The organism is Rhodococcus sp. 2H158, from assembly GCF_053764755.1.
This window is the reverse complement of sequence record NZ_JBSNCE010000003.1, coordinates 91,643-105,007: the sequence shown is the minus strand read 5'-3', so window position 1 is coordinate 105,007 and position 13,365 is coordinate 91,643. Positions and strand designations below refer to the sequence as shown.

The 13,365-nt window shown below is 72.6% G+C and carries 14 protein-coding genes; all 14 read right to left on the bottom strand.

Features of this window, described 5'->3' with window-relative positions:
* Positions 1 to 58 precede the first annotated feature (58 nt).
* The 14 genes from secG to rpe all read right to left on the bottom strand — a co-directional run bounded on the left by secG (position 59) and on the right by rpe (position 13,362).
* Positions 59 to 292 carry a preprotein translocase subunit SecG gene (gene secG / locus ACWPOB_RS03920; RefSeq protein ID WP_003939471.1) on the bottom strand — a complete coding sequence of 78 codons (234 nt, stop codon included), beginning with the start codon at positions 290 to 292 and terminating at the stop codon, positions 59 to 61.
* Positions 293 to 366: 74 nt separating this feature from the next.
* A complete protein-coding gene (gene tpiA, locus ACWPOB_RS03915; RefSeq protein ID WP_455399960.1) occupies positions 367 to 1,149 on the bottom strand; it encodes a triose-phosphate isomerase in 783 nt (260 codons plus the stop codon).
* Position 1,150: 1 nt separating this feature from the next.
* The gene (locus ACWPOB_RS03910; RefSeq protein WP_455399959.1) at positions 1,151 to 2,362 is read right to left on the bottom strand and encodes a phosphoglycerate kinase; all 1,212 of its coding nucleotides are present in this window, start codon (positions 2,360 to 2,362) and stop codon (positions 1,151 to 1,153) included.
* Positions 2,363 to 2,382: 20 nt separating this feature from the next.
* On the bottom strand, positions 2,383 to 3,402 hold the full coding sequence (gene gap / locus ACWPOB_RS03905; RefSeq protein ID WP_006937692.1) for a type I glyceraldehyde-3-phosphate dehydrogenase: 1,020 nt from the start codon (positions 3,400 to 3,402) through the stop codon (positions 2,383 to 2,385).
* A 177-nt stretch (positions 3,403 to 3,579) separates the two neighbouring features.
* Positions 3,580 to 4,557: a DNA-binding protein WhiA gene (whiA, locus tag ACWPOB_RS03900; RefSeq protein ID WP_170914087.1), complete on the bottom strand. Its 978-nt coding sequence runs from the start codon at positions 4,555 to 4,557 to the stop codon at positions 3,580 to 3,582.
* Complete coding sequence (locus ACWPOB_RS03895) at positions 4,554 to 5,621, bottom strand: gluconeogenesis factor YvcK family protein (protein WP_455399958.1); 1,068 nt, start codon at positions 5,619 to 5,621, stop codon at positions 4,554 to 4,556. Before ACWPOB_RS03895 ends, whiA begins: the two co-directional genes overlap by 4 nt.
* Positions 5,618 to 6,472, bottom strand: a complete 855-nt coding sequence (gene rapZ / locus ACWPOB_RS03890; protein ID WP_455400059.1) for an RNase adapter RapZ — start codon at positions 6,470 to 6,472, stop codon at positions 5,618 to 5,620. Before rapZ ends, ACWPOB_RS03895 begins: the two co-directional genes overlap by 4 nt.
* Before the next feature lie 71 nt (positions 6,473 to 6,543).
* A complete protein-coding gene (gene uvrC / locus ACWPOB_RS03885; RefSeq protein ID WP_455399957.1) occupies positions 6,544 to 8,745 on the bottom strand; it encodes an excinuclease ABC subunit UvrC in 2,202 nt (733 codons plus the stop codon).
* A 9-nt stretch (positions 8,746 to 8,754) separates the two neighbouring features.
* Positions 8,755 to 9,228 (bottom strand): PH domain-containing protein, encoded by a 474-nt coding sequence (locus tag ACWPOB_RS03880; RefSeq protein ID WP_455399956.1) that lies wholly within the window; start codon positions 9,226 to 9,228, stop codon positions 8,755 to 8,757.
* Positions 9,225 to 9,707 (bottom strand): 6,7-dimethyl-8-ribityllumazine synthase, encoded by a 483-nt coding sequence (gene ribH / locus ACWPOB_RS03875; RefSeq protein WP_455399955.1) that lies wholly within the window; start codon positions 9,705 to 9,707, stop codon positions 9,225 to 9,227. Before ribH ends, ACWPOB_RS03880 begins: the two co-directional genes overlap by 4 nt.
* Positions 9,708 to 10,958, bottom strand: a complete 1,251-nt coding sequence (locus tag ACWPOB_RS03870; protein ID WP_006937680.1) for a bifunctional 3,4-dihydroxy-2-butanone-4-phosphate synthase/GTP cyclohydrolase II — start codon at positions 10,956 to 10,958, stop codon at positions 9,708 to 9,710.
* Positions 10,959 to 11,018: 60 nt separating this feature from the next.
* Positions 11,019 to 11,627, bottom strand: a complete 609-nt coding sequence (locus ACWPOB_RS03865) for a riboflavin synthase (protein WP_006937678.1) — start codon at positions 11,625 to 11,627, stop codon at positions 11,019 to 11,021.
* Positions 11,628 to 11,638: 11 nt separating this feature from the next.
* Entirely contained in the window at positions 11,639 to 12,682 is a 1,044-nt protein-coding gene (gene ribD / locus ACWPOB_RS03860; protein ID WP_455399954.1) for a bifunctional diaminohydroxyphosphoribosylaminopyrimidine deaminase/5-amino-6-(5-phosphoribosylamino)uracil reductase RibD, read from the bottom strand.
* Positions 12,679 to 13,362: a ribulose-phosphate 3-epimerase gene (gene rpe, locus ACWPOB_RS03855; protein WP_455399953.1), complete on the bottom strand. Its 684-nt coding sequence runs from the start codon at positions 13,360 to 13,362 to the stop codon at positions 12,679 to 12,681. The genes ribD and rpe overlap by 4 nt, the downstream gene beginning before the upstream one ends.
* Between the last annotated feature and the right edge of the window lie 3 nt (positions 13,363 to 13,365).

The following is a 13,365-nucleotide window of genomic DNA, read 5'->3' as shown; positions in this document are numbered from 1 at the left end:
GCGGCCGACGCACGACGGCGCGACCCGGAATTCCGGGTCGCGCCGTCGTGCGGAGCGATCAGCTGAACTTGATCTGCAGGCCGATGCCGAGGATGGCGATCAGCCAGACGATGCCGGTGAAGACGGTCAGCCGGTCGAGGTTCTTCTCGGCGACACTGGAGCCGGACAGGCTGGACTGGACACCGCCACCGAACAGGGTGGACAGACCGCCGCCCTTACCGCGATGCAGCAGCACGAGCAGGATCAGCAGCAGGCTGGTGGTGATCAGCAGGATGTCGAGGAACAGTGCCATGGCGCCAGACTACAGGGCGCCGCCGCGGCGCCCTTCCGGGCCTCGGGGGGATCCGGAAGGGCGCCGCGGGTGGCTTACAGCGGCCCGCCCGCGGCGATCGCGGCGAGCTGTGCGAACTCGTCGGCCTTGAGCGAGGCGCCGCCGACGAGACCGCCGTCGATGTCGGGCTGGGCGACGAGCTCGCCGACGTTCTTGGCGTTGACCGAGCCGCCGTAGAGCACGCGGACGGCGGCGGCGACCTCCGGGGAGGCGAGCTCGGCGAGGGTGGCGCGCACCGCGGCGCACACCTCCTGGGCGTCGGCGGCCGAGGCCACCTTGCCGGTGCCGATGGCCCACACCGGCTCGTACGCGACGACGATCTTCGCGATCTCGTCGGACGAGAGCCCGGCGAGGGACCCGCGCAGCTGGGCGACGTTGTGGGACACGTGCTGGCCGGCCTCGCGGATGTCGAGGCCCTCGCCGATGCAGACGATCGGGGTCAGCCCGTGCCGCAGGGCCGCCTTGGTCTTGGCGAGCACGATCTCGTCGGTCTCGCCGTGCAGCGTGCGCCGCTCGGAGTGGCCGACGACGACGTAGGCGCAGCCCAGCTTGGCCAGCATCGCGCCGCTGATCTCGCCGGTGTAGGCGCCGGAGTCGTGGGCGGAGACGTCCTGGGCACCGTAGGTGAGCAGCAGCTTGTCGCCGTCGATCAGTGTCTGGACGCTGCGGATGTCCGTGAACGGCGGCAGCACCGTCACGTCCACCTTCTCGAGGTACTTCTCCGGCAGCGCGAAGGCGATCTTCTGCACCAGGGCGATGGCCTCGAGGTGGTTGAGGTTCATCTTCCAGTTGCCGGCGATGAGCGGCTTTCGGGTCATCTCAGGCCTCCAGTGCAGCGATGCCGGGCAGTTCCTTGCCCTCGAGGTACTCGAGGGAGGCGCCGCCGCCGGTGGAGATGTGCGAGAACCCGTCCTCGGGCAGGCCGAGCAGGCGCACCGCCGCGGCCGAGTCACCACCGCCGACGACGCTGAACGCGCCGGCGCGGGTGGCCTCGACGATCGCCTCGGCGACCCCCTTGGTGCCGGCCGCGAACTTCTCGAACTCGAACACGCCCATCGGGCCGTTCCAGAACACGGTCTTGGCGCCGGTGAGGTACTGGGCGAACCGGGCCACCGACTCGGGGCCGATGTCCAGGCCCATCCAGCCGTCCGGGATCTCGGTGACGGGCACCGTCTTGGCCTCGGCGTCGGCGGCGAACGCGTCGGCGACGACCACGTCCTGCGGGATGTGGATGACGTCGCCGAACCGCTCGAGCAGGCCCTTGCAGGTCTCGGTCATCGATTCCTCGAGCAGCGAGTTGCCTACCGAGATACCTTGCGCCGCAAGGAAGGTGAAGCACATGCCGCCGCCGATGACGAGGGTGTCGACCTTGGGGGCGAGGGCCTCGATCACGGCGAGCTTGTCGGAGACCTTCGAGCCGCCGAGCACCACCGCGTAGGGCCGCTGCGGATCGGCCGTGAGCTTGGCCAGCACCCCGACCTCGGCGGCGACGAGGTTGCCCGCGTAGTGCGGCAGCAGGTTCGCCACGTCGTACACCGACGCCTGCTTGCGGTGCACCACACCGAATCCGTCGGAGACGAACGCGCCGTCCTCGCCGACGAGCTCGACGAGCTCGCGCGCCAGTGCCTGCCGCTCCGTCTCGTCCTTGCTGGTCTCGCGCGGATCGAAACGGATGTTCTCGAGCAGGAGGATGTCGCCGTCGGTCAGGCCCTCCGAGCGGGCCAGCGCGTCCTGTCCGACGACGTCGCCGGCGAGCTGGACGTTGCGGCCGAGCACCTCACCGAGCTTCGCCGCGACCGGGGCGAGCGAGAACTTCGGATCGGGCTCGCCCTTGGGCCGGCCCAGGTGGGCGGTGACGACGACCTTCGCGCCCGCCTCGGCGAGCGCGGCGATCGTCGGGGCGGACGCGACGATGCGGCCGGGGTCGGTGATCGTCGCGCCGTCCAACGGGACGTTGAGGTCCGAGCGCACCAGCACGCCACGACCCTCGACGCCGGCGTCGAGCAGATCCTTCAGGGTCTGAACTGCCACTGTTCGACTGTCCTGTTCGGTCAGAGGGACTTCGAGACCAGGCCGATGAGGTCGACCAGGCGGTTGGAGTAGCCCCACTCGTTGTCGTACCAGGAGACGATCTTGACCTGGTCGTCGATGACCTTGGTCAGGCCGGCGTCGTAGATCGACGAGTGCGGGTCGGTGACGATGTCGGAGGAGACGATCTCGTCCTCGGTGTACTTGAGGATGCCCTTGAGCGGGCCCTCGGCGGCCGCCTTCATCGCCGCGTTGATCTCCTCGATGGAGGCCGGGGTGGCGAGGTTGGCGGTCAGGTCGGTGACCGAGCCGGTCGGGATCGGCACGCGCAGGGCGTAGCCGTCGAGCTTGCCGACCAGCTGCGGCAGGACGAGGCCGATGGCCTTGGCGGCGCCGGTGCCGGTGGGCACGACGTTCAGGGCGGCGGCGCGGGCTCGGCGCAGGTCCTTGTGCGGGCCGTCCTGCAGGTTCTGGTCCTGGGTGTACGCGTGGACCGTGGTCATCAGGCCCTTGACGATGCCGAAGCTGTCGTCGAGGACCTTGGCGATCGGGCCGAGGCAGTTGGTGGTGCACGAGGCGTTGGAGATGATGTTCTGGCTGCCGTCGTACTTGTCGTCGTTGACGCCCATCACCACGGTGAGGTCCTCGCCCTTGGCGGGCGCCGAGATGATCACCTTCTTGGCGCCGGCGTCGAGGTGGCCCTTGGCCTTCGACGCGTCGGTGAAGATGCCCGTCGACTCGACGACGACGTCCACGCCCAGGTCGCCCCACGGCAGCGCGGCCGGGCCTTCCTTGACCTCGAGCGCCTTGATGCGGTGGTCGCCGACGACGATGGTGTCCTCACCGTCGAGGCTGACGTCCTGCGGCAGGCGGCCGAGGATCGAGTCGTACTTGAGCAGGTGGGCCAGAGTCGCGTTGTCGGTGAGGTCGTTGACCGCGACGATCTCGATGTCGGTGGTGCCGAGCGCCCTCTGCGCCTCGACAGCCCGGAAGAAGTTACGTCCGATACGACCGAAGCCGTTCACGCCTACCCGGACAGTCACAATTACGCTCCTTTGCCCATTTCTGCTGGTTGTGCCAGTGGTGCCCACCGCGGTGCCGGAGACATCGGCGCCGCTCGGCAGGACTCATCGGTCGATGTGACCCCTACCCTATCTGCGGGGCCGGCGGGGCGCGGCAGGAGGCCCGGGGCGGCGCGGCCGCCGCCCGGGGCCGGCCGGCTAGGCCTCGTCGAGCAGCTCCGGGGTCACCGCGGATTCGGTGTCCGGGATGCCGAGATCCTTGGCCCGGCGGTCCGCCATGGACAGCAGCCGGCGGATGCGTCCGGCGACGGCGTCCTTCGTCATCGGCGGGTCGGCGAGCTGGCCCAACTCCTCGAGCGACGCCTGCCGGTGCTGCACGCGCAGGGCACCGGCCGCGGCGAGATGGTCGGGCACGTCGTCGCCGAGGATCGCCAGGGCCCGCTCGACGCGGGCGGCCGCGGCCACCGCGGCGCGCGCGGAGCGGCGCAGGTTGGCGTCGTCGAAGTTGGCGAGCCGGTTGGCGGTGGCGCGGACCTCCCGCCGCATCCGGCGCTCCTCCCAGGTCAGCCGGGTGTCCTGGGCACCCATGTGGGTGAGCAGCGCGCCGATGGCGTCGCCGTCGCGGACGACGACCCTGTCGGCGCCGCGCACCTCGCGGGCCTTGGCGGCGATGCCGAGGCGCCGGGCGGCGCCGACGAGCGCGAGCGCGGCCTCCGGGCCCGGGCAGCTGATCTCGAGGGCGGACGAGCGGCCCGGCTCGGTGAGCGAGCCGTGGGCGAGGAATGCGCCGCGCCACGCCGCCTCGGCGTCGGCGATGCTGCCGCCGACGACCTGCGCGGGCAGGCCCCGCACCGGGCGGCCGCGCACGTCGAGCAGACCGGTCTGGCGGGCCAGGGCCTCGCCCTCCTTGGCGACGCGCACCACGTAGCGCGAGCTCTTGCGCAACCCGCCGGCACCGAGGACGTGCACCTCCGCGGAGTAGCCGTAGAGCTCGAAGATCTCGCGGCGCAACCGGCGGGCGATCGACCCGAGGTCCACCTCGGCCTCCACGACGACACGGCCCCCGACGATGTGCAGCCCGCCGGCGAAGCGCAGGAGGGCGGACACCTCGGCCTTGCGGCTGCTGGTGCGGGTGACCGCCAGCCGGCTCAGCTCGTCCTTGACCTCCGCTGTCATTGCCACGTGGGGATCTCCCTTCCGTCCCGCTGCGCGAGGTCCCGGGGGCGGGCCGCGTCGGGCAGGTGTTGAGCCAGGACCGCCGCCAGCTTGGCGGGGTCGTGTCGGTGGGTGCCGGTCTCCGCCACGTCGGCGTAGACCACCTGGGCGCCGAATCCGGCGGCGGCCCGGCACAGGTGTTCGCGTTCTCGGCCCTCGGGCACCGATGCGGAGTCGACCACCACGTGGTCGACCCGGAACTCCGGGGCGTGCTGGGCCAGCACGTGCAGGTGCCGCTCGGAGGAGAACCCGGCGGTCTCCCCCGGTTCGGCGGCCAGATTGAGCACCAGCACCTTGCGGGCCGGCGCCGTCACCAGCGCCTCGAGCAGGTCGGGGACGAGCACGTGCGGGATGACGCTCGAAAACCACGAGCCGGGCCCGAGCACGACGAGGTCGGCAGCGCCCACCGCGTCGAGCGCGTCGGGACACGCCGGGGGGTCGGCCGGGATCAGCCGCACGCGCCGGACCTTGCCGGGGGTGGTGGCGACGGCGACCTGCCCGCGGATGATGCGGCTGGCCCGCGGATCCGATTCGAGGCCGGACACGTCCGCCTCGATGTCGAGGGCGATCGGCGACATCGGCAGCACCCGGCCGCGAACCTCGAGCAGTTCGGCGACGCGGTCGAGGGCGGCCACGGGATCGCCGAGGACCTCGGTCAGCCCGGCCAGGATGAGATTGCCCACCGAGTGGCCCGCGAGCGCGCCGGTGCCGCCGAACCGGTGCTGCACCGTCTCGGTCCAGGTGTGCACCCCGGGGGTGTCCGCGGCCAGCGCGGCCAGCGCCATGCGCAGGTCGCCGGGCGGGATGACGCCGAGTTCGGCGCGCAGCCGGCCGGAGGAACCGCCGTCGTCGGCGACGGTGACGACGGCGGTGACGCGGTCGCTGAGCCGGCGGACGGCGCTGAGCGTGGCGTACAGGCCGTGGCCGCCGCCCAGGGCCACGATCGACGGATTCGGCGCGGTGCCCTGCCCGCCGGCCGGGCCGCCGGTCCCGGACGCCGGGGCCGCGGAACCGGGCCCCGTCATTCGCGCCCCAGATCCCGGTGCGCGACGTGCACCGACAGCGTCGGGTCGGCGTCGAGCTGCGCGGCGAGCGCCTCGCTCATCGCCACGCTGCGGTGCTTGCCACCGGTACAGCCCACCGCGATCGTCATGTAACGCTTCCCCTCCCGGCGGTAACCGGCCGTGGTCAGTTCGAGCAGCCGATGATAGGTCTGCAGGTATTCCTGCGCCCCGTCCCGGCTCAGCACGTAGTCGCGGACGTCGACGTCCTGGCCGGTGTGCGGGCGCAGCTCGGGCACCCAGTGCGGGTTGGGCAGGAACCGCACGTCGCACACCACGTCGGCGTCCATCGGCAGACCGTACTTGAATCCGAACGATTCCACGGTGACCCGGATCGAGTCGGCGTCGCCGTCGCCGAACGCGGACTCGATCTTGCGGCGCAGTTCCGGACCGGACAGCGACGACGTGTCGACCACCAGATCGGCGGCGGCCTTGACCGCGGCGAGCTGGGCGCGTTCGGTGGCGATGCCGTCGGTGAGGGTGCGGTCGGCGGCGTCGGCCTGCAGCGGGTGGCTGCGGCGGACCTGCTCGAAACGACGCACGAGGACCTCGTCGGTGGCCTCGAGGAACAGCACGCGGGTGCGCACGGGCCGGGCGGCCAGTTCGGTGACGACCCAGCCGAGGTCGCCGGTGAACAGGCGGCTGCGTACGTCCATGACCACGGCGAGGCGCTGCAGCGGCGGGTCGGCCTGCACCGCGAGATCGACCATCGAGGTGACCAGCTGAGGGGGCAGGTTCTCGGCGACGAACCAGCCGAGATCCTCGAGGGCCGTCGCGGCGGTGCTCAGACCGGCCCCGGACAGGCCCGTGACCAGGGCGACCTCCGCCCGCGGGCGGTGGTCGTCCCGGGACCGGGGACGAGGCTGCGCCGTCTCCGCCTCGTGTGTCACAGTTCCGACTCCGTTCGTCCGCCCGACACGCCGACGGTGCCATCATCACCCACCGGCGTGTCCGGCGCAGCCTCACCCGCCGGGGCCGGCGCGGTGTCCGGGACGTCGCCGCGCAGGGCGTCGAGCACCGCGCGGGCGGTGGCGACGCCGATGCCGGGGACCGCGGTGATCTCCTCCACGGTCGCCTCCCGCAGCCGGGCCACCGACCCGAAGTGCGCGACGAGCGCGTTGCGGCGTGCCTGCCCGAGCCCGCGCACCCCGTCGAGTGCGGAAGCGGTCATGCGCCGGGACCGCTTGCTGCGGTGGTATGTGATGGCGAAGCGGTGCGCCTCGTCCCGGACCCGCTGCAGCAGGTACAGCGATTCGCTGGTGCGGGGCAGGATGACCGGGTCCTCCTCCCCCGGGATCCAGACCTCCTCGAGCCGCTTGGCCAGTCCGATCACCGCGACGTCGGTGATGCCGAGTTCGTCGAGCACCTCCGCCGCGGCGGCGACCTGCGGGGCACCGCCGTCGACGACGTACAGGTTCGGCGGGTACGCGAAGCGGCGCGGCCGCCCGGTGGCCGGATCGAGTGCGGCCTCCGGGGCGAGGTCGCCGCCGTCACCGCCGCGGGTCGCGGCCGGGTCACCGCCGCGGGTCGCGGCCGGGTCACCGCCGCGGGTCGCGGCCGGGTCACCGCCGCGGGTCGCGGCCGGGTCACCGCCGGCCGCGGCGAGGTCCCGGTTGTGCCGCAGGAACCGGCGCCGGGTCACCTCGGCGATGGAGGCGACGTCGTCGGAGCGGCCGTCGCCGGCGGCCTCGCGGATGGCGTAGTGCCGGTAGTCCGCCTTGCGGGGCAGGCCGTCCTCGAACACCACCAGCGACGCGACGACGTCGGTGCCCTGCACGTGGCTGATGTCGACACACTCGATGCGTAGCGGCGCCGAGTCCAGGTCGAGGGCCTCCTGGATGCCCTGCAGGGCGGCCGAGCGGGCGGTGAAGTCGCCGGCGCGGCGCAGCTTGTGCTGGGTCAGGGCCTCGTGCGCGTTGCGCTGCACGGTCTCGGCAAGGGCCTTCTTGTCGCCGCGCTGCGGCACCCGCAGCCGCACCGGGCCGCCGCGCAGGGTGCCGAGCCAGCGGCTCATCTCCTCCGGCTCGGGCGGCAGGGCGGGCACGAGCACCTCGCGGGGCACGGCACTGCCCGCCGGTTCGGCGCCGGCCGCCGACAGGGCGGCCTCCTCGCCGTAGAACTGGGTGAGGAACTGCTCGACCAGCAGCGACAGTTCCGTCTCGGCGGCGCCGGAGGCACCCGCCCCGGCCTCGGGCCGGTCCACCACGTCGCCGGACTTCTCCACCACCCAGCCCCGCTGGCCGCGCACGCGGCCGCCGCGCACGTGGAACACCTGCACGGCCACCTCGAGGTCGTCGCCGGCGAACGCGACGAGGTCGGCGTCGGTGCCGTCGCCGAGCACCACCGCCTGCTTCTCGAGGGCGCGGCGCAGCGCACCGAGGTCGTCGCGCAGCCGCGCGGCGGTCTCGAAGTCGAGGTCCTCGGCGGCGGCCTGCATTCGCTGTTCGAGGTCGCGGACCAGCTTGTCGGTGCGGCCGGCGAGGAAGTCGCAGAAGTCCTCGACGATGCGCCGGTGACCGGCCGCGTCGACCCGGCCCACGCACGGTGCCGAGCACTTGTCGATGTAGCCGAGCAGGCACGGGCGGCCGATCTGCGCGTGCCGCTTGAACACCCCGGCCGAGCAGGTGCGGGCCGGGAACACCCGCAGCAGCAGATCGAGGGTCTCGCGGATGGCCCAGGCGTGGGAGTAGGGACCGAAGTACCGCACGCCCTTGCGGCGCGGCCCGCGGTAGACGAACAGCCGTGGGTACTCCTCGTTCAACGTCACCGCGAGCATGGGGTAGGTCTTGTCGTCGCGGTAGCGGACGTTGAACCGGGGATCGAACTCCTTGATCCAGTTGTACTCGAGCTGCAGCGCCTCGACCTCGGTGCCCACGACCGTCCACTCGACGGACCCGGCGGTGGTCACCATCTGCCGGGTCCGCGGATGCAGCGACGCGACGTCGGCGAAGTACGAGTTCAGCCGCGACCGCAGGCTCTTGGCCTTGCCGACGTAGACGACGCGGCCGTGCGGATCGCGGAACTTGTACACCCCCGGCTCCACCGGGACGGTGCCGGGGGCAGGGCGGTAGGTCGAGGGGTCGGGCACGGGTCCAGGCTAGTCGGCCGAGCCGACACCCCCGCCGTACCGCTGTTCGAGCTCGCGGAACGCGGTCAGCGCCGAGACGGCGTGCTCCCCGTCGCGGGCCTGGACGGCGACGACGGGGACGTACTCGTCCTGCGGCAGCTCGAGCCGGGGCCACGGCTTGCCCTGGGGGAAGGTCATGCCCCGCACCTGGTCCCAGCCGAACGACTTCTCACCGAGGACGTTGCGCACCACCACGCCGGACGCCCCGGCACGCAACCGGGGCCGGGTCAGCAGCAGCACACTGCCGGAGACGACGACGCCGACACAGACGATGGCGATCTGGTCGGCGACGCGCAGGTTCACGCCGGTGTCGCCGCCGGCGCGCAGCACGAGCGCGGCCCCGATGTGCCCGAGCATGAGCACGATCGCCGCGACGATCGCCCACCGGGACATCTTGCGGCTGCGGACCTCGAGGTCCCAGTGGGTGCCGGCGGCCGAGGTCACCGCGCGGCCCCGCGCAGCCGCCGCAGGGTCACGGCGGTGTCGAGGGCGGCAGCGCACGCCTGCCCGCCCTTGTCCTCGACGGAGCCGGGCAGTCCGGCCCGGTCGATCGCCTGCTGCTCGTCGTTCGTGGTGAGGACCCCGTTGCCGACGGGGGTGCCCTCGTCCAGCGCGATGCGGGTCAGCCCGTAGGTGACCGCGTCGCACACGTACTCGAAATGGGGGGTGCCGCCGCGGATCACGACGCCGAGGGCGACGACCGCGTCGTGGGTGCGGGCCAGCTGCTGGGCGACGACCGGCAGCTCGATCGCGCCGGCGACGCGTTCGAGGGTGACGTCGGTGACGCCGGCCTGCTCGGCGACGCGCTGCGCCCCGGCGACGAGCGCCTCGGAGATCTCGGCGTGCCAGCTGCCGGCGACGATGGCCAACCGCAGCCCGGCCGCCTCGGACAGCTGCAGCTCGGGCAGTCCTTCGCCGCTCATCTACGCGTCCCCCGCCTCGTAGTCGTCCAGGCCGATCAGGTCGTGGCCCATGCGGTCCCGCTTGGTGCGCAGGTAGGTGATGTTCTCGGAGTTCGCGCGCAGCGGCATCGCCACCCGCTCGGTGATCTGCAGCCCGTAGCCGTCGAGGCCGACCCGCTTGGCGGGGTTGTTGGTCAGCAACCGCATCGACGAGATGCCCAGGTCCACGAGAATCTGCGCGCCGATGCCGTAGTCGCGGGCGTCGGCGGGCAGGCCGAGCTGCAGGTTCGCGTCCACGGTGTCCGAGCCGGAGTCCTGCAGCTGGTAGGCCTGCAGCTTGTGCATCAGGCCGATGCCGCGGCCCTCGTGCCCGCGCATGTACAGCACCACACCGCGGCCCTCCATGGCCACCATCTCGAGTGCGGCGTCGAGCTGCGGGCCGCAGTCGCACCGCAGCGAGCCGAACACGTCGCCGGTCAGGCACTCCGAGTGCACCCGCACGAGCACGTCGGCGCCCTCACCGTCCGGGCCGGGGATGTCGCCGAGCACCAGCGCGACGTGCTCGACCTCGTCGTAGACGCTCTGGTAGCCGACGGCGGTGAAGTCGCCGTGCCGGGTGGGGATACGGGCCTCGGCGATGCGCACGACGTGCTTTTCGTGCTTGCGGCGCCAGGCGATCAGGTCGGCGATGGAGATCAGGGCGAGCTTGTGCTCGTCGGCGAAGACCCGCAGTTCCTCGGTCTGAGCCATGTGGCCCTCGTCCTTCTGCGAGACGATCTCGCAGATCACGCCGGCCGGGCGCAGGTCGGCCATGCGGGCGAGGTCGACGGCGGCCTCGGTGTGGCCGGGCCGGCGCAGCACGCCGCCCTCCTTGGCGCGCAGCGGCACCACGTGCCCGGGGCGGGTGAAGTCCTGTGCGGTGCTGTTCGGATCGGCGAGCAGCCGCATCGTGGTGGCCCGGTCCGAGGCGGAGATGCCGGTGCCGATGCCTTCCCGCGCGTCGACGGTCACGGTGTAGGCGGTGCCGTGCTTGTCCTGGTTGGTCGAGTACATGGGGGGCAGGCCCAGCCGGTCGCAGTCCTCCCCGGCCAGCGGCACGCACAGGTACCCGGAGGTGTAGCGCACCATGAACGCCACCAGTTCGGGAGTGGCCTTCTCGGCTGCGAAGATGAGGTCGCCCTCGTTCTCGCGGTCCTCGTCGTCGACCACGACGACCGCCTTGCCGGCTGCGATATCGGCGATCGCGCGCTCGATGGTGTCGAACCTCGTCACTTGCGTGGGCTCCAAAATCTCGTGTACGGACAAACTGATTGCCGAGTTCAACAGTACGACTCAGCGGCCGGCGGCCTGCAGCCGCTCCACATACTTGGCGATGACGTCGACCTCGAGGTTGACGAGCGTGCCGGGGGCGGCGCTGCCCAGGGTGGTCAGCGACAGCGTGGTCGGGATCAGGGAGATCTCGAACCACTCGTCGCCGGGCTCACCGCCGAGCGCGGAGACGGTCAGCGAGACCCCGTCCACCGTGATCGAGCCCTTGTGCACCACGTACCGGGACACGTCGGCGGGCAACGAGATCCGCACCACGGTCCAGTTCTCCGACGGGGTGCGCGAGAGCACGGTGCCGGTGCCGTCGACGTGGCCCTGGACCAGGTGCCCGCCGAGGCGGCTGTTCAGCGCGGCGGCCCGTTCGAGGTTGACGCGGCTGCCGGGACCGAGCTGCGACAGGCTCGAACGGTCGAGGGTCTCCTTCATCACGTCGGCGGTGAAGGAGTCGCCGCCCGGGACGTCGACGACGGTCAGGCACACACCGTTGACGGCGATGGAGTCGCCGTGGCCGGCGTCGGAGGTCACGACGGGTCCGCGGACGGTGAACCGCGCCGCGTCGGCCAGGTCCTCCCGCGCGACGATCTCGCCCAGTTCCTCCACGATCCCGGTGAACACAGCCCGCTCCTTCACTCCCGGTCGGGGACCAGGGTCAGCAACACGTCGGCGCCGACGGTTTCGACGCGCTCCCGACGAAACCGTAGCGCCTCGGCGATCGTGCGCACGCCCGCGTCCCGCACTGCGGACGGTCCGGACCCGAGCAGCACCGGCGCGAGATAGGCCTGGATGCGGTCGACCCGGCCCGCGGCGAGGAACGCACCGGCCAGGCGCGGGCCGCCCTCGAGCAGCACGTCCACCCGGTCCGCGAGTGCGCCGAGCACCTCGTCGGGATCGTGGGTGCGCAGCACCAGGGTGGGCGCGGCATCGTCGAGAACTCTTGCGGTCTTCGGGATCTCGCTCCTGCCGACGACCACGCGCAGGGGCTGGTGCGGAGCCAGCGAGCCGTCCGGCAGCCGGGCGGTCAACCACGGGTCGTCGGCGAGGACGGTGCCGGTGCCGACGACGATCGCGTCGAGCCGCGAGCGCTCGGCGTGCACGCGGGCGCGTGACTGCGGGCCGGAGATCCAGCGGCTGGTGCCGTCGGCGGCGGCGCTGCGCCCGTCCAGGCTCGCGGCGTACTTCCACGTCACGTGGGGCCGTCCCGTGCGCTGCCGGTGCAGCCAGGCACGCAGCGCACCCGCCTCGGCGGGCTCGGCGCCGAACCCGCCGTGGACGCGCACGCCGCCGTCCCGCAGCGTCCGCGCACCCCCGGCCGCCGCCGGGTGGGGATCGGCCACCGCGTAGTAGACGGCGGCGACGCCGGCGCGGAGCAGGGCCTGCGCGCACGGGCCGGTACGGCCGGTGTGATTGCACGGCTCCAGGGTCACGACGGCGGTGCCGCCGCGGGCCCGCTCCCCGGCCGCCTCGAGTGCGACGACCTCGGCGTGCGGGCCGCCCGGCGGCCGGGTCGCCCCGACCCCGGCGACCTGCCCCGCGGCGTCGAGGATCACCGCGCCGACGGGCGGGTTGGGGCTGGTGGTGCCGCGCACCGACTCCCCGGCGTCGAGCGCGAGGCGCAGTGCCGCCTCGAGCGGTGCACCGCTCCCGGCCGCCTCGAGCGGTGCACCGGTCACGGGGCCAGGGTCAGGTGCGGGGAGGCTTGGGCGGCCCGCTCGCGCAGCTTGCGCACCGCCTCGCCCGGGTCGTCGGCCCCGTACACGGCCGACCCGGCGACGAAGCAGTCCACACCGGCCTCGGCGGCCGCCTCGATGGTGTCGGCGTTGATGCCGCCGTCGATCTCGACGAGCAGGGTCAGCTCCCCGGCGTCGACGAGACGGCGGATGGCGCGGGCCTTGTCGAGCACGTCGGGAATGAACGACTGGCCGCCGAAGCCGGGCTCGACGCTCATCACCAGCAGCGTGTCGAACTCCTTCAGGATCTCGAGGTAGGGCTCGATCGGGGTGCCGGGCTTGACGCTCAGGCCGGCCTTGGCGCCGGCGGCCCGGATGTCGCGGGCGACGGCGACGGGGTTCTCGGTGGCCTCGACGTGGAAGGTGACATTGTGCGCGCCGGCCTCGGCGTAGGACGGGGCCCAGCGGCCCGGGTCCTCGATCATCAGATGACAGTCGAGCGGGATGTCGGTTGCCTTCAGCAGCGACTGCACCACCGGCAGCCCGAGGGTCAGGTTCGGCACGAAGTGCGCGTCCATGACGTCGACGTGCAGCCAGTGCGCGTCGGCGACCGCGGCGGCCTCGTCGGCCAGCCGCGCGAAATCCGCGGAGAGGATGGAGGGGGCGATCATCGGGTGGGCCACGTC